The 20,833-nt window shown below is 69.6% G+C and carries 17 protein-coding genes; 1 reads left to right on the forward strand and 16 read right to left on the reverse strand.

The window, feature by feature from the left end:
* Nucleotides 1–36: 36 nt before the first annotated feature.
* The 4 genes from OG555_RS39775 to OG555_RS39790 all read right to left on the reverse strand — a co-directional run bounded on the left by OG555_RS39775 (nucleotide 37) and on the right by OG555_RS39790 (nucleotide 6,880).
* The gene (locus OG555_RS39775) at nucleotides 37–5,397 is read right to left on the reverse strand and encodes a hypothetical protein (protein WP_329478813.1); all 5,361 of its coding nucleotides are present in this window, start codon (nucleotides 5,395–5,397) and stop codon (nucleotides 37–39) included.
* Nucleotides 5,398–5,587: 190 nt separating this feature from the next.
* Nucleotides 5,588–6,079 carry a DUF2231 domain-containing protein gene (locus OG555_RS39780; protein WP_329478815.1) on the reverse strand — a complete coding sequence of 164 codons (492 nt, stop codon included), beginning with the start codon at nucleotides 6,077–6,079 and terminating at the stop codon, nucleotides 5,588–5,590.
* A 73-nt stretch (nucleotides 6,080–6,152) separates the two neighbouring features.
* Entirely contained in the window at nucleotides 6,153–6,599 is a 447-nt protein-coding gene (locus tag OG555_RS39785; RefSeq protein ID WP_329478818.1) for an FMN-binding protein, read from the reverse strand.
* The gene (locus tag OG555_RS39790) at nucleotides 6,599–6,880 is read right to left on the reverse strand and encodes an FMN-binding protein (RefSeq protein ID WP_329478820.1); all 282 of its coding nucleotides are present in this window, start codon (nucleotides 6,878–6,880) and stop codon (nucleotides 6,599–6,601) included. Before OG555_RS39790 ends, OG555_RS39785 begins: the two co-directional genes overlap by 1 nt.
* A 106-nt stretch (nucleotides 6,881–6,986) precedes the next feature.
* Here OG555_RS39790 and OG555_RS39795 point away from each other — a divergent pair, with 106 nt between their 5' ends.
* A complete protein-coding gene (locus tag OG555_RS39795) occupies nucleotides 6,987–7,217 on the forward strand; it encodes a hypothetical protein (protein ID WP_329478822.1) in 231 nt (76 codons plus the stop codon).
* On the opposite strand, the gene OG555_RS39800 is transcribed toward OG555_RS39795, so the two are convergent.
* The 12 genes from OG555_RS39800 to OG555_RS39855 form a co-directional block, all read right to left on the reverse strand.
* A complete protein-coding gene (locus OG555_RS39800) occupies nucleotides 7,209–8,630 on the reverse strand; it encodes a ferredoxin reductase family protein (RefSeq protein ID WP_329478824.1) in 1,422 nt (473 codons plus the stop codon). The genes OG555_RS39795 and OG555_RS39800 overlap by 9 nt on opposite strands.
* 23 nt (nucleotides 8,631–8,653) lie before the next feature.
* Complete coding sequence (locus OG555_RS39805; protein ID WP_329478826.1) at nucleotides 8,654–9,886, reverse strand: sensor histidine kinase; 1,233 nt, start codon at nucleotides 9,884–9,886, stop codon at nucleotides 8,654–8,656.
* Entirely contained in the window at nucleotides 9,883–10,539 is a 657-nt protein-coding gene (locus OG555_RS39810) for a response regulator transcription factor (protein ID WP_329478828.1), read from the reverse strand. Before OG555_RS39810 ends, OG555_RS39805 begins: the two co-directional genes overlap by 4 nt.
* 5 nt (nucleotides 10,540–10,544) lie before the next feature.
* Nucleotides 10,545–11,315, reverse strand: a complete 771-nt coding sequence (locus OG555_RS39815; protein WP_329478830.1) for an FAD:protein FMN transferase — start codon at nucleotides 11,313–11,315, stop codon at nucleotides 10,545–10,547.
* A gap of 23 nt (nucleotides 11,316–11,338) precedes the next feature.
* On the reverse strand, nucleotides 11,339–11,953 hold the full coding sequence (locus OG555_RS39820) for a DedA family protein (protein WP_329478832.1): 615 nt from the start codon (nucleotides 11,951–11,953) through the stop codon (nucleotides 11,339–11,341).
* On the reverse strand, nucleotides 11,950–14,682 hold the full coding sequence (locus tag OG555_RS39825) for a cation-translocating P-type ATPase (protein ID WP_329478835.1): 2,733 nt from the start codon (nucleotides 14,680–14,682) through the stop codon (nucleotides 11,950–11,952). Before OG555_RS39825 ends, OG555_RS39820 begins: the two co-directional genes overlap by 4 nt.
* Nucleotides 14,683–14,796: 114 nt before the next feature.
* On the reverse strand, nucleotides 14,797–15,645 hold the full coding sequence (locus OG555_RS39830) for a universal stress protein (RefSeq protein ID WP_329478837.1): 849 nt from the start codon (nucleotides 15,643–15,645) through the stop codon (nucleotides 14,797–14,799).
* A 13-nt stretch (nucleotides 15,646–15,658) separates the two neighbouring features.
* Complete coding sequence (locus tag OG555_RS39835) at nucleotides 15,659–16,552, reverse strand: class I fructose-bisphosphate aldolase (protein ID WP_329478839.1); 894 nt, start codon at nucleotides 16,550–16,552, stop codon at nucleotides 15,659–15,661.
* A gap of 161 nt (nucleotides 16,553–16,713) precedes the next feature.
* Nucleotides 16,714–17,112, reverse strand: a complete 399-nt coding sequence (locus tag OG555_RS39840) for an HPF/RaiA family ribosome-associated protein (RefSeq protein WP_329478841.1) — start codon at nucleotides 17,110–17,112, stop codon at nucleotides 16,714–16,716.
* Entirely contained in the window at nucleotides 17,109–18,113 is a 1,005-nt protein-coding gene (locus tag OG555_RS39845) for a DUF2157 domain-containing protein (protein ID WP_329478843.1), read from the reverse strand. The genes OG555_RS39840 and OG555_RS39845 overlap by 4 nt, the downstream gene beginning before the upstream one ends.
* 78 nt (nucleotides 18,114–18,191) lie before the next feature.
* On the reverse strand, nucleotides 18,192–19,832 hold the full coding sequence (locus OG555_RS39850) for an NAD(P)-binding protein (protein ID WP_329478845.1): 1,641 nt from the start codon (nucleotides 19,830–19,832) through the stop codon (nucleotides 18,192–18,194).
* The gene (locus OG555_RS39855) at nucleotides 19,833–20,822 is read right to left on the reverse strand and encodes a thiamine pyrophosphate-dependent enzyme (RefSeq protein WP_329478847.1); all 990 of its coding nucleotides are present in this window, start codon (nucleotides 20,820–20,822) and stop codon (nucleotides 19,833–19,835) included. It abuts the gene before it with no gap.
* Nucleotides 20,823–20,833: the final 11 nt, after the last annotated feature.

Below are 20,833 nucleotides of genomic sequence, written 5' to 3' on the forward strand. Positions count from 1 at the left end.
GGCCCGCCGCGGAGGGGACGCGGCAGGCCGCACGGGTCACGGCGTCATCTGGTCGGATCCGGCGTCGTACCGGCGCTGGCTGCCGGTCCCGGTCGGCCGGGGCTGGCCGTCGATGTCCGGGCTGGGCGCGGCCACGGTGTAGCTGAACCCTGTGGTCGGCGTTCCCCAACGGACGATGGTGCTCGCCGCACCCAGACCGCGTGCCGACGACGCCGGCGTCGCGGTGGACAGGTGGAAGTCGCCCATCAGATCCGGTGGCAGCAACTGCGCCACGATGACCGCCTCCCGGAAGGCCGGGTACGACCGGACCGCCAGGATGTTCACCGACACCTCGTACGGCGAGACGAAGCCCGGATCGACCGTGGAGTTCGACGCGTCCGGGGCGGTCCCGGTCACGTCCTGCAGCACCGTGTGCGTCGGTGTCAGCAGCGCCCCCGGGTCGTCGGCGACGCCCATGTCCCAGTTGTTCACCGAGTTCGCCGTACCGTCGGGCAGCTGACCGCCGATGCCGTAGACGTACCCACCGCTGAAGGAGCCGGCCCGGTTGTCCCAGAACACGTCGTTCAGCAGTGTCGGCTTGCTGAACGTCGTGGCCGCCAGCGTCTGCGAGCCGGAGAACAGCGACGTGTTGCGCAGCCTGGCCTGCAGTGGGTCGCTGTTCGCCGCGGTCGACAGGCCGGCCGGAGCAGGCTGGCCGTTGCTGGTCACGGCCGAGGCCGTGGTCAGGTTCTTCGTGATGGTGTTGTTCACGATGTTCACGAAGACCGCGTCGTCCAGTGCCAGGCCGCCACCCTCGTGGGCCGACACGTTGTCGGCGATCGTGTTGTTCGTGATCACGATGGTCTGCGGATCGGACCGGGAGATGTGCGATCCGCTGACCTGCAGCAACCGGATCCCGCCACCGTCGTCGTTGGCCAGGTTCGCCTGGATCACGTTCGCGTCGATCGTCACCGGACCGGTGCCCGGCGAAAGCGCCGCGGGCGTGACGGGCAGTTCGCCCGCGACCATCACGCCGCCGCCCTCGTCGTACGAGGCGTTGAACCAGATCCGGTTCCCGGTGATGCTGCCACCAGTGCTGCCACCGGGGTTGGCCATGTAGCCGAAGGCGGTCAGTGCGCCGCCGTACTCCGCGGAGAAGTTGCCGCACAGGGCGTTGTCGGTGACCCGGTAGCCGTCGCTGCCGGTGAACAGCCCGATCCCACCGGCCAGGTTGGTGCCGCCGTTGTCGCGGATCTGGTTGCGCGCGATCACCGGGTCGTAGTTCCGGTTGTCACCGACGTACGGCGTGCCGATCCGGATGCCGCCGCCGTACGATCCACCGTTGCCGTGGATGACGTTGTCGGTCACCTGCAGCCCACGGACGTTCGAGTGTGCGTAGACCCCGCCGCCCTGGGTGACCAGCGCACCGGCCGCGCCGTACGGCGTGGTCACTGCCCCGGTAAGCGCGTTGACGTTGCCGGGGATGTCGGCCTGCGCACCGCCGGTGATGCTGAGCCCGTCCAGGGTGACCGGCCAGCTGCTCGGGGTGAACCCCGCCCGGGCCGGGTCGTCGAGCACCGTCACCACAGCCGAGTCCGGTACCGCCGGATTGCCCGAGTACGCCAGGCTGCTCAGCCGGTTGATCCAGGCGGTGCCGTTCGGGTTGTCCAGGTTGAAGCCCGAGCCGTCGAGAATCGAACCCGGGACCCAGGTGCCGGCCGAGTCGAAGCCGCCGGGGCCGACGCCCTGGATGCGAACCTGGTGGTGCACGATGACGTTCTCGTTGTAGTCACCGTGCGGGTTCGCACTGGTCTGCGCGTTCGGCCAGACGACCACCAGCCAGTACGGCCGCTGCCGGGTCGGCGTGGCTGCCTCGAGTGCGGCCTGCACGGTCTTGTACTGCTTCGTCGGACCCACTTCCGCGATCAACGGGTTGGTCGCGGACATTCCGGCCAGCAGCGGGATGCTTGCCCCGAGCACCTGGAGGGTGAGCCCGTTGACGCTCGCCTTGCCGTTGTGTCCGGTGATCTCCAGGACTGCGGCGCCGAGCGGGAACAACGCGGGCACCGTGAACGTGATGCTCTTGTCGCTCCAGCTGGTGATCGCCATCGTCGTACCGTTGAGCGTCAGTCGGTCCGGGCTGCCGCCAGCGCCGAAGCCGAAGCCGGTCGCCGTGATCGACCGGTTCGAGTCACCCCGGCGGATGTACGGCCTGCTGACGGACAGCAGTTGCGGGACGGACGCGCCGAGGTCACAGATCGTCGGGTTGACCGTGGTCGTGTCGGGCGCCAGTACCGTCGCGGCAACCTGGGTCGGCGCCTCGTCGGTCACTGTGTAGAGCCCTGGCCAGGCCTGGAAGTTGGTCGCGATGGTTCTGAATCTCGAGTTGTAGTCCGGGTTCAGGGCACCAGGCTGACCTGGATCGTTGCCGACGAAGCGGTACATGTTCGGACAGGGTCCAGCCGGCAGCGGGCAGTTGTACGTGCCCGTGGACGGCTCGAGCGCCTCGTAGAGTCCGTTGAAGTCGGTGTGTACGGTGTCGACCAGGCGGCCGGACCAGTCGTACAGGCCGACGGGGACGAACGGTAGGCCCTGTGCCTCGCCGTAGTTGACACTGCGCTTGTCGAGCGTCAGCCCCAGGTCGTTCAGTGTCAGGCCCCAGAAGTGCGTCGGGATCGGGACGTCGGTGAACAGGTTGAAGTTGGGGGCGACCGCCTGGTTGGCCCGGAGGCCGACCAGCTTGTCACCGCACAGCGGCCGTTCGTAGCCCTGGAACGGACTGCCGCCGCCGGCGTTGAACGCCTCGTTGGTCACGTCGACCGTGTGCAGCGGTCCGGCGCACGGTGAGATGATGCCGGCCTGCTGGGACGGCGGCTCGGCGGGCGGAGTCGGGGTCGGGTCCGGTGGGCCCGCCGGGTCGTTCGCCTGCGCCGGGGTGGCCGGCGGATAGTTCTCCTGCGGCAAGTAGGTGTCACCGTCGAAGACGTTGACGTCCTCCTCCCGCGTCACCTTGTACATCGGCTTGCCGTCGACCGGGTCGTTCGGAATGTCCACCGAGACGATGTAGTCGCGGGCCGGCAGGTCCTGCTCCTGACCGGCGGGCAGCGGTGCGTACAGCGCGAGCCCGTCGGGGTTGTGCACCGTGTCCGTCGGTGGGTAGAGGTTGACCTTCGAGGTGGCGAAGCCGTAGTTGCCGTTCACGGTCTGACTGCCACCGGCGCTGTCACTGGCGCCGACCGTCACGCCCATCATCGGGGCCTCGACGCACAACCGGTTCTCCGTCGTACCGAAGGCCGGGAGCGCCTGCTGATCGGTCAGCGGCTGGCCGTTGTACATCCGGGCCGTGCAGCCGCGCGGCGGAGCCCACTCCTCCGATGTATAGGCGTCCTGAACCTCCGGGCCCTTGACGAACGCGCCGTACTGCGGGTTGTCCACCAGACCACCGTTGCCGTCGGAGATCTGCTGGGGCTCGGTCTCGTAGCCCTGCCGGCAGCGCTCGACCGGCGTCGTGTCCGTACAGGCCTTCGGCAGGTACAAGCGGACCGGGATTCCCGGGATGCCCGGCTGGTACGGCTCGGTTGCGGCCATCGCCGGGTCGAGCTCGTTGCGGGTCGTGTCGTAGGTGACGGTGCCGACGATGCCGCCGTTCGTTCCGGGATCGTAGGGCTGCACACCCCAGTCGATCCGGCCGCGCAGGCCGATGATCGGCAGGAAGTTGATGTCGACCAAGCTGCCCAGCTGCGTGGTCGGCTTCGTCTCGTTGGCGGCCTGATAGGTGATGCCGGTGGTCTTGTAGCGCGTGTTGAAGCCCTCCAGGACCAGCCACTTGCCCAGCGGGTAGGTCTCCCTGATGTCGTAGTTGCCCGCGGCATCGGTCACCGCGGTGTTCGTGTACTGGTCCATCAACGAGTTGTCGCGCTCGCGGACGGTCAGGCCGAAGCTCGGCACCGCCTTCTCGCCGGTGTCACGCTTACCGTTGCCGTTGGCATCGATGAACACGCTGCCGTGGATGTGGGTGAACCAGCCGACCAGCATCTTGTTGCCGACATCTGTCACGTCGCCGTTGTGCACCTCGACGTTGAAGCTCCACAGGATGTAGTCCTGGTCGTCGTCCCACAGCGTCAGCTGGTAGGTCCCGTCCGGCACGTTGGTGATGTCGAAGCTGCCGTCGGCCGCGCCGCGACCGACGTACACGGCCGCGTCGCCGGCGTCGAGGTCGGACAGCGCCACCCACGGGTACGGGATCGGGCCGTCGGATTTCGCTCCGGCGAAGCCGGTCTCCGGCACGACCTGGCCGTTCTGACCGCCGATGTAGGGCAGGCCGGCGATGACGACACCCTTGATCTCGCCGGTCGGCGTCGTACCGGCCGGCGGCGTGATGCCGCGGGTCCGGACGAAGCCGAACTGGACGGCGGACACCAGTTCGGCGCCACGGACCTGCTCGGTGTCGTAACCGGTCTCGCCCTCCTGCTGCCAGATGTCGTGGTCATGGCCACCTTCCAGCGTGGTGGTCTGCACCCACCCGGACTGACCCGCGGGGGGCGACACCGTGGCCGCATAGCGGTTCGGTCCGAGGTTGGGAATGACGATCGCACCGCTCGCGTTGCTCACGCACTGACCGGTCGATCGGGCGGTGTCGATGACAGGCCGGTTGTTGGCGTCGAACAGCATCGGCCCGGTCCCGTTGGCGTTCGCGTGCTTGTACACGGTGCACAGCGGGTTGCCGTAGTAGTCGGTGCTGACCAGGCCGAGGACGTCGGTGAGGGTCGCAGTGAAGCCGGCGAGTCCCTGCTCGGCGTCGGCCTCGTAGGTGCCGTCCACCGGAATGTTGTCGTTGAAGACCTGCAGCCGCAGCGTTGTCAGCGGCAACGGGGTCGGGTTCATCCGGACCACCGCGTGGGTGGTCGTCCCCGAGGTGATGGTGAAGTGCTGCCCGTCGATCTTGAAGCCGTCCGCGGTGACCGAGATCAGGTACTTCCCCGGCGGCAGCTCACCCAGCGCCGTGCTGTCGTTCAGGTCCGTTTCCGTGCCTTGGGCAACGATCGGTGCGAAGCCGGACGTCGGGCGGGTCGAAGGCCACGGGCAGGTGTCCGCGTAGTTCGGATCTGACGAGCCACCGGGTGCGGTCGCCGGAAGACACCGGTCGGTCAGCTGGTTCGCCCGGGTGCCGGGATCGCCGGTGTCGTCGACATTGACGATCCACTTGTAGTGGGGCACCGGATCGTTCTCGTGCACGAAGCCGGGACCGGAGTTCACCGACCGGGCGCTGACCACGTGCAGGGTCATACTGCCCGGCCCGGCGGCGCTCGCCGGCGCCGCGATTCTCAGTTGCCCGACCGACAGCAGCGCTGCGATCAGGCTCAGTCCGACCAGTACCCGCAGCCACCGCCGCGGCACGGATCTCCGGTAAAGCGTCACGACCCCACCCCCACTTGCCCACCCGCGTGCGTCCTGGAGACGTCACGCCGTCAGCGGCAACAGTGCGGCAAGGGACGCGCCCGCCGGCGCGGATGACAGATGTTTCATCCAGCTCTCACCGTCCACGCGGGGGCCCGATCCGCCGATGACACTTCCCCGTCATCGACGGTGGGCGCCGGGCCCATCACGGTCAGGAGCCCTGGGCCCACCCGCTCCAGCTCGCCTTCGCGCCGGAGTCGCCGATTCTGACGACGTCGTAGACCGCCGCGGCCGAGACGACGACGGCGGCCACGGTCACGACCGCGGTCACAGCGGTCGAGGCTGGTGCGAGATAGGCGCGCTTCGCCGGGGTCGCGCCGCGGCCTTCCCGTTGCCGCCACCAGACGATCAGTGCCAGTACGGCGACTCCGATGGCCGCATAGATGGCGGTGTCGCCGAGTTCGGCGTGCTGGTGGATGAGCGCGTTGGGCGCCAAGCGGTGCTCGAGGAACTCTCCCGCGCTGGTCGTGATCGGCACCAGTACGACGACCAACAGCGCCAGGATCGCGTTCGGACCGGCCAATCGGCGCCTGGCTGCCGGCCACATCGCGGTCAGTGCGAGCAACGCTGCCGACAACGGCAGGAGCACGACGATGGCGTGGACGAGGAGCACATGGGCAGGGAGACCATTGACTGTCTGCATCAGGTTCCTTCGGATCGTGCTGATCTGGAGTCGCCACGCTGGCAGACCGTTCTTGGTGTTTTCTTGGAGGACTTCAGCCCTGCAGGTGGGCCGCGTCCAGGGCGGACTGCAGCGAGCGCCGGTATCCGTCCGAGGTGAAGGTCGCGCCCGACACGGTGTCGATCTGCGCGCTCTGGGCCGCGATCGCCTCGTGCTCGAGCTGCGGCAGCGCGTACGCGCTGATCTCCTGGTCGCGCCCTCCCGACGACGGATAGACGAGTGCGGTCACAGCGACCAGGCGGCGCGAACGGATCGTGACGCGGACCTGCACCGGACCGTACCGGGTGCCCTCCGAGCTGCCGTTCACCGTCAGGACGCCGGTCGCCGGTCCCGTGCTGACGACCCCGGGCTTGACCGCGGCGGAGGTCGGCGAGTCGGTCCGATTCGTGCTCGTGGGGTAGAGGAACAGCAGACCGAGCAGTACGCCGGTCGCCCCGACGACCGCCGCGTTGCGTCGCAGCCGCTCCGAGTGGGTCCTCATCACGCACCGGCTCGATGTGCCGCGTCGAGCGCCGACTGCAGCGACTGCCGGTATCCCTCGGAGGTGAAGGTCGCCCCGGACACGGTGTCGATCCGCGCGCTCTGCGCGGCAAGGGTCTCCTGGACCAGTTGTGGGATCGCGTAGCTGTTGATCGAGTCCGTCTGGCCGTCCCCGCTCGGCCGGGCGAGTGCACGGGCCCGGGTGATCTGCCCGCTCCGCATCGTGATCTCGACCTGTACCGGTCCGTACTGCGTCTGGACCAGATCACCGGCAACGGTCACAGCCGAGGCCTTCGAAGGACTCGGGCGTGTCGGCGAGGCGCTCGGGCGCGGCGTGGCGGAGCTCGGGCGTGTCGCGGAAGGGCTTGGGCGATCCGAGTCGTCGTCGGTGGGACTCGGTCGGCTCGGCGGCGCCGTCCGGGTCCCGGACCGGTTCGGAGGCAGCGGCGTCGGACGAGTCGGCGCGTGCCGGGACCGCCCGGCCGGAGCGGACGACACCACCGCGGCCGACGAGTGCGGCTGGGCGCTCGCCCGCAGTGCGACGCCGACGACCACCAGGGTCGCGGCCGACATGACCAGTTTGATCCCGCGCCTCACGCACGTACTCCTCTCACCATGAGAACCGCTCCTGATGCAGCTGGTTCGGCGGCAGGCCGATTCCGGTGGCCGCCGCGCACACCGCGTCCATCCACAGGTCAGGGCCGCAGACGTAGACGTCGTACTGGCTGATGCCGGGGACGAGCTGCTGCATGGCGTCCTCGTCGGTCCACGCCGCGGCGCTCTCCGGCAGCCAGGACTTCCGGTTCCGGATCCGCCGGCCGAGGACGTAGTGCATCGCGATCCCGCGGCGGTGGGCCAGCTGCTCGAGCTCGTCGCGGAACACCAGGTCGTCGAGATCGTGCGCGCGATACACCAGGACGGCGTCGCCTGGTTCGTACGCGAGCTCCTCCAGCAAGGCCCGCAGCGGTGTGATGCCGATGCCGCAGGCGAACATCGCGACCTTGTGGGTGACCCGCCGCTCGCCGGTCAGCCGCCCGTACGGGCCTTCGATCGCGACCTTGGTGCCCGGCCGCAACCCGGCCAGCCGGCTGCTCCCGTCACCGGCCGCCTTGGCAGTCACCCGCAGGCGGTCCGGCGCGGGCGAGGCCGACAGCGAGTACGGATTGCCGCGCGACCATCCCGGGCCGTCGAGGAACCGGAAGACGAAGTACTGACCGGCCTGGACCGGCATCCGGTGCAGGCCACGACCGGCCAGTAGAACTGTCACCACGCCGGGACCCTCGCGGACGACCTCGCGGACCGTGAGCCCGTGCCGGAGCGTCCGCCAGACCGGCAAGGCGACGCGGTAGACCAGGATCGCGGCGAGTGCGACGGCGTACGCGGACCACCAGTACACCCGCGCCAACGCCGAGGTCGTGAAGTCCGCGCCGGTCCAGATCTCGTGCGGCACCGACAGGCCCACCCCGACGTACGCGTACAGGTGCAGCAAATGCCACGACTCGTAGCGCAAGGCCCGGCGAGCCACCCGCACCGAGGTGACGACGACGAGCGTCAGCGCGATACTTCCCGCGACCGCGAGGAGCATCCCGCCGTACGTCGTGACGACGTTCCACGTCTCGCGCAGCAGATTGTTGTGGTCCCGGAGCGCGTATCCCCCGAGGATCAAGGCGACGTGGACCATCAGCAGATTGAAGGACCAGAAGCCGACCAGCCGGTGCCTGCGGGCCAACTCGTCCTGGCCGTAGCTGCGCTCGATCATCGGCACCCGGGCCATCAGGAACACCTGCACCAGCAACAGGTCCGCGGCCACCAGGCCGGACAGCCGACCGAGCGACGTCAGCAGATCCGCCGGCCCGGCCGCGAGCAGCTGAGCGCCTCGCCCCGACAACCACAGGGCGACCACGACCAGCACACTGGCCCAGCACAGGACGCCGACGGCGTCGCGCCACCAGGCCGGCGTACGGGGAGACCTCCGCCGGACATGCGCGATGCGACGCCGGCTCATCGCCGGGACAACACCGCCGTTGGTCATACTCCGACGATGCCCGCGGAATCTTAGTCCTTCCTTTGCCCAGGATCCTCGATCGCGGGCAGGACCAGCTCGAACGTCGCGCCGATCTCGCTCGGCGCCAGCCGGAGCTGGCCGCCATGCCGGTTCGCGACATCGTGGCTGAGCGCGAGGCCGAGTCCGTAATGCGCCCGGCCCGCACGATGACCGCCCGTGTCGAACCGGCGCAGCACCCGTTGTGCCTCCTCCGGCCCGATCCCGGTACCGGTGTCGCTGACGGCCAGGATCACGTCCCGCCGATGCCGCCGTACGGCGATCCGCACTTCGCCGTCGGCCGGTGTGTGGTCGATCGCGTTGTCGACCAGCGCGATGGTCGCGCGGCGGATCGCGCTGGCCGCGCCGAGGACCAGCAGGTTGCCCTCGTCCGCATGCCACCGCAGCCAGACGCCGGCCTGCTCGGCATGGGCTCCCGCGCTGTCCGCGACCTCCGCCGCGATATGGGCGAGATCGACCGGTTCGTGGCCCTCGGCGCCGCGGGGGTCGGCGGCGGCCAGCAGGTCGTCGACGACCTCGCCGAGCCGCTTCGCGTCCTCGACGACGCCGCCGGAGTCGCGCAGGATCTCGTCGCTCGAGCTGTTGCGACGCAGCGTGCGATCGAGCACCTGTGCGCGCGTGCTCAGCAACGTCAGCGGCGTACGCAGTTCGTGGCCCGCATCGGCCACGAACGCCCGCTGCAGGGTGAGCGCCTGGGCCAGCGGCCGGACGGCGCGACGGCCGATCAGGACGCCCAGCAGCGCGGCGAACAACAGACCGAGCGCCGACGCGAATCCCATCGCCTGGAGCAGGCGGACGCGCTCCTGATGCGCCGTCGCCAGATTGAGCACAGCCTGCACAGGCTCACCTTTGCGGATGCCGGTGGCGATGCGGTACTCGCCGTCGTCGTTCTCCACTGTAGTCAGCCGAACGCCACGGGTTGCACCGCCGCGCAGCGCGGCCAGCTCGGGGAGCAGCTCGTCCGGCAGCCCCGGCGTGACGGTCGTACCGGCCGCACCGGTGATGGCCAGCCACGTGCCGGCCGGCGGATCGCCGACGTCATCGGCGGTCGCCACGGCGGACCGGAGCAGATCGTCGGCCGAACCCGCCTGACCGCGAACCACGACGACCGTGACCAGAGCGATCAGCAGCAGCATCGCCACGGCGACCAGAGCCGCGACCTGGACGGCAACGCCACGAGCGGCTCTGCGGACGAGGACCTCGTCACCGATCGGCCGCCCACTCATGTGCTCCCCAACCGGTAGCCGAGGCCCCGCACGGTGCTGATCACTCCGCGCCCGAGCTTGCGCCGGCAGTAGTGGACGTAGGTGTCCACCACGGTCTCGGACTCCGCGTCGTCGAAGACCCGATCGAGAAGCTCGCCGCGACTGAACACGACACCCGGCCGCGCCGCGAGCAGCGCCAGCAACGCCGCCTCGCGTTCGGACAGCTCGACCGTGCCGCCGCCCGCCTGCCGGACCGTGCGGCTGGCGACGTCCAGGGAGCCGCCCGGAACGGCCAGCTGACCGGCGTGGTCGAGGTGACGCCTCAGCAGGGCCCTCAGCCGCGCCAGCAACTCCGTGAGCTCGAACGGCTTCGCCAGATAGTCCTCGGCGCCGGCGTCCAGGCCTTCGACCCGGTCCTCGGTGCTGTTCCGCGCAGACAGCACCAAGATCGGCGTGACGACGCCGCGGCTGCGCAGCCGGGCGATCAGGTCCAGGCCTTCGACGGCGGGCAGGCCACGGTCGACGATCATCGCATCGAAGGACCGCGTCAACGCCAGGTGCAGTCCGGTCTGGCCGTCGCCCGCTCGCGTCACGGCGTACTCCTCGTCGGCGAGCACCCGGTCGAGGAGACCGGCCAGATCGGCGTCGTCCTCGATCAACAGGATGCGTTTCATCGCGGTCATTCTGCCGCCGATCCGCCCGCGGGCCAGCCGGGTGTCGCCAGGAGGTTGCCGTCAGCAAGGATGCCCAGGCCCTCGTAGCCGGGCAGCGCGTCGAGCACTGCCGGCCACTCCTCTCCCGCCACGAACGCGGCGGTCGCGAGCACGTCGGCGTACTCCAGCGACGGACCGCTCACCGACACCGACAGCCATCGGGACATCACAGGCGCGCCGGTCCGTGGGTCGTACAGGTGCGCGCCTCTGGCCGCCGTACCGCTCGTCGCCACCGCTCCATCGGTCCGGGCCACGGCGGCCACCACACGCCCGGGATCACGCGGGTCCTGGATCCCGATCGTGAACGGATGGTTGCTCGGGCACAGCACCAGTACGTCGCCTCCGGCGTTCAGGCACCAGTCCAATTCGGAGACGGCCCGCAGTCGCTCCCCGGTGCGCTCGACCGCCCAGCCTTTCACCAGCCCCGACGGATCCCATCCGCCACCGGGCAGCTCCGGATCGAACAGCCCGCCGGTCAGGTCGCGGGCGCGCTCGCAGCGCTCGGCCACCTCGCGCACCACCGGATCCACGTCGTCCCAGCCCACCTCGCCGCGCGCCAGCCGACTGACCGCGCTGTCAGGCTTGTACGGCGAGAACACCCGATCGGCCTCGACCAGCTCCGCGAAGACCTCCCGCACCGCCGCATCCGCCCGCTCGGAGTCCGCCTGCTCCCCGCGGGCCAGAACGCTGATCGGCAGACCCATGATCTGCTCGACCCAGCTCCGCCTCGCCGTCATGCGGCAACGGTACGACGTGGAGCTCAACGAATCCGCCGACGGCGCCGCCGGCGGACGATCAGCCCCACGACCAGGCCCGAGACGAACAGGCCGAGCAGCACGCCGCTGGCGAGTCCGAGGCGCTGTTCGAGGGCGTGGTACGACGCCCCGGCCAGGTAGCCTCCGCCGGCGACCAGGACGGCCCAGATCACTCCACCGATGACGTTCGCGACGGTGAACGCCACGCGCCCCATCCGGCTCATCCCCGCGATCCCCGGCACGAGCGCCCGGAAGGCGGCGGTCCAGCGGCCGATCAGCACAGCTACCGCGCCGCGCCGGGCGATCAGGTCGAGCGCAGGCCCGATCTTCTCCTCGTGCCGCAGCCGGCGCGGTAGCCGACCGAGCAGGCCGGGACCGTACCGGCGCCCGACCAGGAACCCCACCTGGTCTCCGGCGATCGCACCGACGGCTGCCGCGACCATCACCGCCCACAACGGCAGACCGCCCGCGTGCGCCACCACCCCGCCGATGATCACCGCGGTCTCGCCGGGGACGACCAGCCCGAGGAACGTCGACGCCTCGAGTGCGGGCAACAGAAGCACCGCCGCGATCACCAGCCACGCGGGCAGTCCGGCGAGCCAGTCGAAGATCGCGTTCATGATGACGACATCCCGAGCCCGTGTGCCGACCGGCGCCGGCGACGGATCAGCCGCCACAGTTCGTCCGCGCCCCAGACGATGAAGGGGAAGGCGAGCAGCGGCAGCAGGTAGGAGGCCGGTGGGACGGCCATGCCGAAGATCGACGCCAGCAGGGGTACGCCGACGATCACAGCCGCGAAGACGAGTTCGAACAGGATCCCCCACAGCAGCAGGTGGTTCGAGGTGACTCCGATGGTGCGGAGGGAGGCGTACTGCGTGCGGGCGGCGAAGGCGGTGCCGATCTGGCAGGCGACGATGCCGAGGAACGACATCGTGGTCGCCTGCAGCCAGAGGTGATGGAACGGATCACCGGTGCCGGTCGGATCGCCGAGGCGCCAGCCGCCGGCCAGCAGTGTCCAGAAGAAGGCTCCCATCACCAGCAGTGCCGACAAGCCGCCCAGGAGCCCCCAAGCCCGGGCCAGCATCGTTGCGTTGATCACGCCGTCGCCGCGGCGCCGCGGCGGGCGATCCATCAGGCCGGGTTCGGCCGGCTCGCGTCCGAGGGCGAGGGCCGGCAGTGTCTCGGTCCCGAGGTCGATCGCCAGGATCTGCAACACCGTCAGCGGCAGCGGGATGCGGCCGCCGGACAGGGCGTAGATCAGGAACGGGACGACCTCCGGGGTCGCGTGGGCGAAGATGTAGACGATGAACTTGCGGACGTTGTCGTAGACCTGGCGGCCGGACTCGACCGCGGTGACGATACTGGCGAAGTCGTCGTCGGTCAGCACCATCGTGGCCGCCTCGCGCGCGACATCGGTGCCCGAGGCTCCCATCGCGACCCCGATGTCCGCCCGGCGCAGCGCGGGAGCGTCGTTGACGCCGTCTCCGGTCATCGCGACCACGTTGCCCTCGGCCCGCAACGCGTCGGCGATCCGCAGCTTCGCCTCGGGGGAACTCCGGGCGAAGATCAGCTCGTTGCCCTCCGCGAGCAACCGGTCCAGTTCGGCTTCGGTCATCCGGTCCAGCTCCGCTCCGGTCACGACCGTCGTACCCTCGCGACCGATGCCGACCTGCCGGGCGATCTCAGCCGCGGTCAGGCCGTTGTCGCCGGTGACCACGATCAGCCGGATGCCTGCCGCCTGACAGCGCCGGACGGCGGCGGCGACCTCGGGCCGCGGCGGGTCGAGCATCGCCACCACCCCCAGGAACACCAGGTCGCGCTCTGCCTCGACCCGCACGGCCGGCACCGCTGCCGGATCGACAGCTCGGTCCGCGACGCCGATCACCCGCAGACCGCGGCTCTCGAACTCCGCGAACGTCCGGCCGAACTCTGCCCGGGCGGCATCGGTCAGCAGCTCGGTCCCGGACGTCGTCGCGAACTGCGTCGACCGGGCCAGGACCTCCTCCGGCGCACCCTTCACATGCGCGGTCATCGCGTCGCCGGCGCGGTCGACGGTCGACATCAGCCGCACCGAAGGGTCGAAGGCGAAGTGGGCGATCCGGCCCTTCGCCCGCGACCCGACATCCAGGTCCACGCCGAGCTCGGCCGCCGCCCGCAGCAAGGCCACCTCGGTCGGATCACCGCTGTCGGCGCCGGTCTGATCGTGGGAAGCGTTGGAACACAGGGCGAGCGCCTCGGCCAGCCGCCGGACTGCGCCGGTGGTCGCCGGCTGCAGAGCGACCGGCCCCGAAGGTGTCCACACGTCCGTCACGTGCATCCGGTTCTGCGTCAGCGTGCCGGTCTTGTCCGTACAGATCACCGTCGTCGACCCCAGCGTCTCCACCGCCGACAGGCGCTTCACCACGGCACCGGCCCGGGCCAGCACCCGTACGCCGACCGCGAGCGCCAGCGTGATCGTCGGGAGCAGGCCCTCGGGGACGTTCGCCACCAGCAGGCCGATCGCGAAGTTGAGTGCGTCCGGCACCGACAGGCCGGTCACAGTCACCCCGAGGAGCAGGAACAGCAACCCCGCACCGACCGCGACAGCGGCGATCAGCCATGCCACCCGCTTGACCTGACGCTCCAGCGGGCTGTCCTCGCGCGTGACTCGTTGCGACATCGCGGCGATCCGGCCGAGCTCGGTGTGCATCCCGGTCGCGAACACGACCGCTCTGGCCTCGCCAGCGGTGCAGTTCGTGCCACTGAAGGCGAGATCGCCGGCATCCAGAACGTTGCCCGAGACATCGGTCAGGTCGGCCGAGCGGATCACCGGCACCGACTCGCCGGTCAGCGTCGAGTTGTCGATCTCGACCGCTCCGGCGAACAGCCGGACGTCGGCCGAGATTCGGTTGCCCTCCGCAACGACAACGACATCGCCACGCACCAGGGTGCGCGCCTCGACGCTCTTGGTCACACCGTCGCGGACCACCGTCGCCAGCACCGGAAGGTAGGCGGCCAGCGCCTCGACCGCGCGCTCTGCCTGGCGCTCCTGCGCGAACGCGAGCCCGGCGTTGAGCAGGATGACCACCACGATCGCCGCCCCGAGGACGACCGTACCGCCGACCACCGCGAGGACGGCGGCGAGCCACAGCAACAAGGCCAGCGGGTGGGTGAGCTGCCGGACCAGCTCACCCACCCAGCCACTCCCCCGTCGCCGGGTGAGTTCATTCGGCCCGTACGCCTCCAAACGGCGCTGGGCCTCCCGATCCGTCAGGCCGTCGGGTGTCGTCCGCAGATCACGAAACAGACGATCGGTGGGCTCGCGCGGATCAGTTGTTTGTTCTGTCGCAAGCAGTTCTGTAGTGGTCACCGAACCGTGGCTCCTAGTAGAACGTTCCGGCCGTATCGGCAGGAGCCGTGTCGTTGGCGACGGTGACCACCACCTCGGTCGTCATCACGTCGGCGACTGTCAACAGGTGACGCATCATGACTCCTCATGCCGGCGGACGATCGCGACCGGCGAGTCCGCGTGGTGCAGGAGGCTCTGGCTGACGGATCCCAGCAGCAGACCGGCGACACCGCCGCGGCCGCGAGAACCGACCACCACCAGCGACGCTGTTGCCGACAGTTCGACGAGTTGTGCGCCGGCCCGGCCCTCGATCACCAAGGCCTGCGCCCGCACGGTCGGGTACCTGTCCAGGTACGGCGCGAGGCTCTCGGCCAGCCAGTTCTTCAGCAGTCCTTGGGTGTTTTCGATCGAATCGGCATGCTGATCCTGCGGATGCCAGCAGTACACGACCTTCAGTGGCTGCCCGGTCCGGGCGGCCTCTTCGAACCCGAAGGCCAGCGCCTGCTCCGACTCCGCCGAACCGTCGGTGCCTACGACGACCGGTCCGGTGCGGCGCTCACCGCGCACCACGACCACCGGGCACGGCGCCTTCGCCGCGACCGACGTCGCCACCGAACCGAGGACGACGGCCGACATCTTGTTCCGTGACCTGGTTCCGACCACCACCATGTCGGCGTTCCCGGCCTCGGTGAGGATCGCGTGCGCCGGGTCGTTGTTCGCGAGCCATCCGGATCCGCCCTCGTAGCCGAGCCGGTCCCGCGCGTACTGCACCGCGGCTTCGACCTCGCGCTGGTACTCCTCCATCGGCATCGGAGGTGGAACATAGCCCTCGACACCGAGCGCCGGCCACCGGCTCAGCTCGTTCAGATAGGCGCGGACCACCCGCACCGCCGCGCCGCGACCCTTGGCCGCCTCGACAGCCCAGTGCAGCGCGAGCCGACTCTCGGGCGTGTCGTCGACGCCTACGAGAATGTACTTGTCCATCGATCTGTTCCCCTCAGTGACTCGGATGCTGGACGAGGATCTCCTTCAGCCCGTCGACGAAGGCCAGCGATTCGTCGTAGCCGCGCTGCCAGATGTTGCGACCGAAGATCAGTCCCAGACCGCCGGCGTCCATCGCCTGCTCGGCCTTGCGGTACATCGCGTCGTCGCCGGCCCTCGTTCCGCCGGACACGAGCACGAGCGTGCGGTTCGCGGACCGCACCACCGAGTCGATCGCCTGCTGCGAGCTGAAGATCTCCTCGTACGGCGGCTTCACGTTGTCCCGCTTGTCCGGATGCGGGAAGTTCACCTTCACCACATCGGCGCCGAGTTCACTCGCGACCCGGGCGGCGTAGTCGACCGCGTAGAACGAGTCCGTGCCACCCTTCGACTCGATCGCCGCGCCGCGCGGGTACGCCCACACGATCAACGGCATCCCGAACCGCTCCGCGTCGGCACGGATCCGCCGGTACTGCGCGAAATCCGCTTCCTGTGCGGGCGAACCGACGTAGAGGGTGTAGCCGACCGCGTCCGCACCGAGCCGGACGGCGTCCTCGACGCTCGCGTGCACCGGCGACAGGGCGGCCTCGTCCGACGGGATGTCGGTCTTGCCGTTCAGCTTGAGGATCAGCGGGATCTCGCCGGCGTAGTCCCAGAAGAACTTCTCCGCCAGCCCGATCTGGATCGCGATCCCGTTGAAGTCGCCGGCGATCGCCAGCTTGACGATGTACGCCGGGTCGGACGCCTGCGGATTCGCGAAGAAGTCCCGCGGCCCGTGCTCGAGGCCCTGGTCGTACGGCAGGAACAACGCCGTCCCGTTCCGCAGCCCATGATCGAACAGGATCCGCCGCAACCGTGTCTTCTTCCCGCAGTTCAGTCCGAGTTCACTCAACGGCGCCCGCGTCTGCATGATTGTTCACCTCCCGGTCGAGCCTCCCGGGACCCATGTCCCCAGGCTCACTTCCAATCTCGTCCAACCGGCACCGCTCCGGCAGAGCCGTCCTACCCGCACGCGCCGGGACCTACGACCACCCGGGGCCTCGGTCGTCCGGAGGCCGTCCGAGTTCGGGGTCAGCCATCCTCCTGCTCCTCGGTCAGGTCGCCGACGGGCTCGGACGTGGCCGTGGCCGCTGACCGCGGTGCGCCGATCCGGCGCCGGGAACGTCCGCGCTCGCGCAGGTCGGTGAGCTGCCGCTGGAGCCGGTCGGCCGCCTCGTCGACGGCTTCGGCCAGCGTCGCTGCCGCCGCGTGGACATGCACGGACGCGCCGCCCACCACGGCCTCGACCTCGACATCGGCCGGCGTCTCGTGAGCGGGATTCGCCGCGAAGCTCATGACGACGTGGACCTGCTGGACGCGGTCCGGCGTACGGCTGACGACGTGCTGCAGCTTGCCGATCGCGTAGTCGGCGCTTTCGTCCGGTACGTGTCCTCGGACCGTCAGTTGCACGGTCGCCGATTGCTGACTCATGGTTTCCCCCTTGTGGCTGTGTAGACGGCTGCCGCAACCAGTAGTCCGCCGAAACCGAGCAGCACCAGCGGCGGCGCAAGCTCTCCTGGGAACCACTCGGTGATCACCGACGGCAGGATGTTGAGCGCTCCGAAGGCGCCGACTCCGAGCAGCAGCAGATCGCGGAACAGCACGGCCAGGACAACGATCGCCAGGACGGTGCAGAGCGCGAGCACCATGCCTGCATCGGCGGCCAGCGTGATAGCCGCCCCGACCAGCATGCCCGCCGCACTGGCGGCGAAGACCCAACGCCGCGGCTTCAGCAGGCCGCGCCAGCCGAGCGCGAACCACACCACGCCCAGCACCCAGACCGGCAGTCCAAGCACCTGCGGGTTGTCGGTCGCCTGCGCGACTGTCGCAGCCGCGGCAACCATCAGAGCGATGAAGAACGCGGCCTGCTGCGGAAAGATCGGTAGCCGCCACCAGAGCGCGGCCGCAAGCACGGCTGCTCCCGCGCTGGACACGAGCAGGATGTCGTCGCCGCGCAGGTCCAGAACGAGGTCGGCGAAGAGGGCGAGAAACGCGGCGGTGGCGGCGGTGGAGAGCAGCCAGAGAACGGACCGCAGGCGGACACTCGTGGCTCCGAGGTGTTTCGGCACCGCCACTCCGGCGACCAGCAGTAACGCCGCTCCCCCGCTGACCACGCCGAGTTGAGCAACCGCGGACAACGCATCCCAGTACTGGGCGGCGAGAAGTCCGGCGGCCACCAGAACGATCACACCACCGAGGTAAGCAAGCGCCTCGATCATCAGCGAGGTGCGATCGCGCTGAGGCGGGCCGGCGATCGGCGCGGCCCGAACTGACGACGGCGACACCGGCTCGACAGGTGCCGGCCGCGCCGAGCTCAGACCGAGGTCGGCGCGCATCCGCTCGGCCTGACCCCTGGTGATCAGCCCGTCGCCCAGCCAGCGGTCGATCAGCTCCGGCCCCAACGGCCGCTGATCAGTCGACGATCGCCTCATACCTTCACTGTCGACTCTCCCCGCAACAGCGGGCAGGGCCGAACGTCCCGTCACCGCGGGCTCGACGGACCTCGACCGTCAGAAGCGGTCGCGGACCATGGTGATGGCTCCGCTCGGGCATTCGGCGGCGCAGAGGCCGCAGCCCTTGCAGAAGTCCAGGTCGATCTCGTAGCCCTGACCGGGGCCGAGCTTGATGATCGCGTTGTCCGGGCAGACGCCGAAGCAGTTGTCGCACTCGAGGCAGTTGCCGCAGGACATGCAGCGCCGGGCCTCGAAGAGCGCGTTCTCGGCGGTCAGTCCGCCCGTCACCTCGTCGAAGGTCGTGATCCGCCGGGCCACGTCGAGCTGGGGCCGTAGGGTCGCCGACGCGTCCGCGTAGTACCAGGTGTTGAGCCGGTCGTAACTCGCCAACGCGGGCCGGTCCGGATGGTTGTACGTCGTACCGCGAAGCCAGCCATCGATGTTCCGGGCAGCCTTCTTACCGTGGCCGACGGCAACCGTGACGGTGCGCTCACCGGGGACCATGTCGCCACCGGCGAACAGCCCGGCGTGGCCGGTCATCATCCGGGTGTCGACCTCGACCACACCGTCGGTGATCCGCACGTCCTGGAGATCCTGGACCAGTGAGAGCTCCGCCTGCTGGCCGAGCGCAAGCACGACCGAGTCCGCGTCGAGCTCCTCGAACTCACCGGTCGGCTGCGGGAAGCCGGTGTCGTCCAGCCGCATCTTCTCGATCAGCACCCGATCCTCGCCGGCGTAGACGATCGTCGACAACCAGCGCATCCGAACACCTTCCTCGAGCGCCTCCTGGACCTCGATGTCGTGAGCGGGCATCCGCTCGCGCGTTCGCCGGTAGACCACCACCGCATCGCTGGCGCCGAGGCGGCGAGCCGTGCGCGCGACGTCCATCGCGGTGTTCCCGCCGCCGTACACCGCGACCCGGCGGCCGAGCAGCGGCTCCTCGCCGCTCTCGAGTCCGGCCAGCAACGACACGGCGTCGACGATCCGTGCCGAGTCGCCGGCCGGGATGTCGGCACGACGTCCGACGTGCGCCCCGACCGCCAGGAAGACGGCGTCGAACTCGGCGAGCTCCCCGGTCAGTTCGGTGACCGGCGTACCGAGCTCGAGCCGGACGCCCAGGTCGACGATCCGCTGGATCTCGGCGTCCACCACGTCCCGCGGCAGCCGGTACGACGGAATGCCGTAGCGCATCATGCCGCCGGCTTCCGGCGAATTGTCCCGGACCGTGACCTCGTGGCCGAGCAGCGCCAGGTGGTACGCCGCCGACAGTCCGGACGGACCGGCACCGACGATCAGCACCCGCTTGCCGCTGGGCGGCGCCTCGACCGCGACGGACCAGCCCTGCTTGATCGCCTCGTCGCCGAGGAATCGCTCGACGGAGTTGATGCCGACCGGCTCGTCCAGCGTGGCGCGGTTGCACGCGGTCTCGCACGGCCGGTAGCAGACCCGGCCCATCACGGCGGGGAAGGGGTTGTCGACCATGATCTGCCGCCAGGCGGTCTCATAGTCGCCCGCCTCGGCGTGCGACAGCCATTCCTGGATGTTCTCGCCGGCCGGGCATGCGTCGTTGCACGGTGGCATCCGATCGAGGTACACCGGCCGCTCGGTCCGCCAGGAGCCGGTCTTGTTCGCCAGGCTCGAGCCCACGTCCAGCGTGATCGCGAACGGCAACGGTCCGTGCTTGATTGCCTCGGGCATCTAACTCACCTCGTCGGGTTCGGTCAGGCCGAAGATCCGGATGTTCCGGTCCGCTTCCGCCTGGATCTTGTTGACCATGTCCTCGCGTGGGGTGTCGCCGAACAGATGCGCGAAGCGTCCCTGCGGTCGCAGGTAATCGGTGACCGGACGGACCCGGCGGATCTTCGTCACGTCGGACACCACGCCGTCGACCGCCTCGAAGACCGGGAAGACGCCGGTCTCCGTGGCCAGCCGGGCGACGCGGATCGTTTCGTCGGAGGCGGTCCGCCAGCCCAGCGGGCACGGCACCAGCACGTGCAGGTAGCGCGCGCCGTGGAACTCCATCGCGCGGCTCGCCTTGTACTCCAGGTCGCGCAGATCCGCGACGGTCGCCGTGGCGACGTACGGGATCCGGTGCGCCATCGCGATCTCCGGAAGATTCTTGCCCTGACCGAACGAGTTGCCCGCCGGGGTCGTGGTGGTCGCCGCGCCATGCGGAGTCGCACCGGACCGCTGGACGCCGGTATTCATGTAACCGCCGTTGTCGTAGCAGATGAACAACACGTCGTCGTTGCGCTCGAACATTCCGGACAGACAGGCCAGCCCGATGTCGACAGTCCCGCCGTCGCCACCCTGCCCGACGACACGTACGTCGGTCCGGCCCTTCGCCTTGAGCGCCGCCGCGACACCGGTCGCCACCGCCGGCGCGTTGCCGAACAGCGAGTGCAGCCAGGGAATCTGCCATGACGACTCCGGGAAGGGCGTCGAGAAGACCTCCAGGCAGCCGGTCGAGTTCACCGCCACCATCTGGTTGCCGGTGGCACGCATCACCGCATCGAGCACGTAGCGGGCGCCGAGCGCCTCACCACAGCCCTGGCAGGCGCGGTGTCCCGAGTTCAGCGAGTTCGTCCGCCGAGTGTCGGCCTGGACGGACTGCTGATCCGGGTCCAGCAGGCGGTTCCCCACCGCGAAGCTGCCGGTCTGGTAGAACTTGATCCGTTGTACTGGCATGATCTGTCCTC

It is taken from the genome of Kribbella sp. NBC_01484, assembly GCF_036227145.1.
In the GTDB taxonomy this organism is placed as follows: Bacteria; Actinomycetota; Actinomycetes; order Propionibacteriales; family Kribbellaceae; genus Kribbella.

Coding starts and splice junctions, on each gene's coding strand:
- OG555_RS39780 (WP_329478815.1), bottom strand. CDS start 6,079: ATGCAGACAGTCAATGGTCTCCCTGCCCATGTGCTCCTCGTCCACGCC.
- OG555_RS39785 (WP_329478818.1), bottom strand. CDS start 6,599: ATGAGGACCCACTCGGAGCGGCTGCGACGCAACGCGGCGGTCGTCGGG.
- OG555_RS39800 (WP_329478824.1), bottom strand. CDS start 8,630: ATGACCAACGGCGGTGTTGTCCCGGCGATGAGCCGGCGTCGCATCGCG.
- OG555_RS39805 (WP_329478826.1), bottom strand. CDS start 9,886: ATGAGTGGGCGGCCGATCGGTGACGAGGTCCTCGTCCGCAGAGCCGCT.
- OG555_RS39810 (WP_329478828.1), bottom strand. CDS start 10,539: ATGAAACGCATCCTGTTGATCGAGGACGACGCCGATCTGGCCGGTCTC.
- OG555_RS39815 (WP_329478830.1), bottom strand. CDS start 11,315: ATGACGGCGAGGCGGAGCTGGGTCGAGCAGATCATGGGTCTGCCGATC.
- OG555_RS39820 (WP_329478832.1), bottom strand. CDS start 11,953: ATGAACGCGATCTTCGACTGGCTCGCCGGACTGCCCGCGTGGCTGGTG.
- OG555_RS39830 (WP_329478837.1), bottom strand. CDS start 15,645: ATGGACAAGTACATTCTCGTAGGCGTCGACGACACGCCCGAGAGTCGG.
- OG555_RS39835 (WP_329478839.1), bottom strand. CDS start 16,552: ATGCAGACGCGGGCGCCGTTGAGTGAACTCGGACTGAACTGCGGGAAG.
- OG555_RS39840 (WP_329478841.1), bottom strand. CDS start 17,112: ATGAGTCAGCAATCGGCGACCGTGCAACTGACGGTCCGAGGACACGTA.
- OG555_RS39845 (WP_329478843.1), bottom strand. CDS start 18,113: ATGAGGCGATCGTCGACTGATCAGCGGCCGTTGGGGCCGGAGCTGATC.
- OG555_RS39850 (WP_329478845.1), bottom strand. CDS start 19,832: ATGCCCGAGGCAATCAAGCACGGACCGTTGCCGTTCGCGATCACGCTG.
- OG555_RS39855 (WP_329478847.1), bottom strand. CDS start 20,822: ATGCCAGTACAACGGATCAAGTTCTACCAGACCGGCAGCTTCGCGGTG.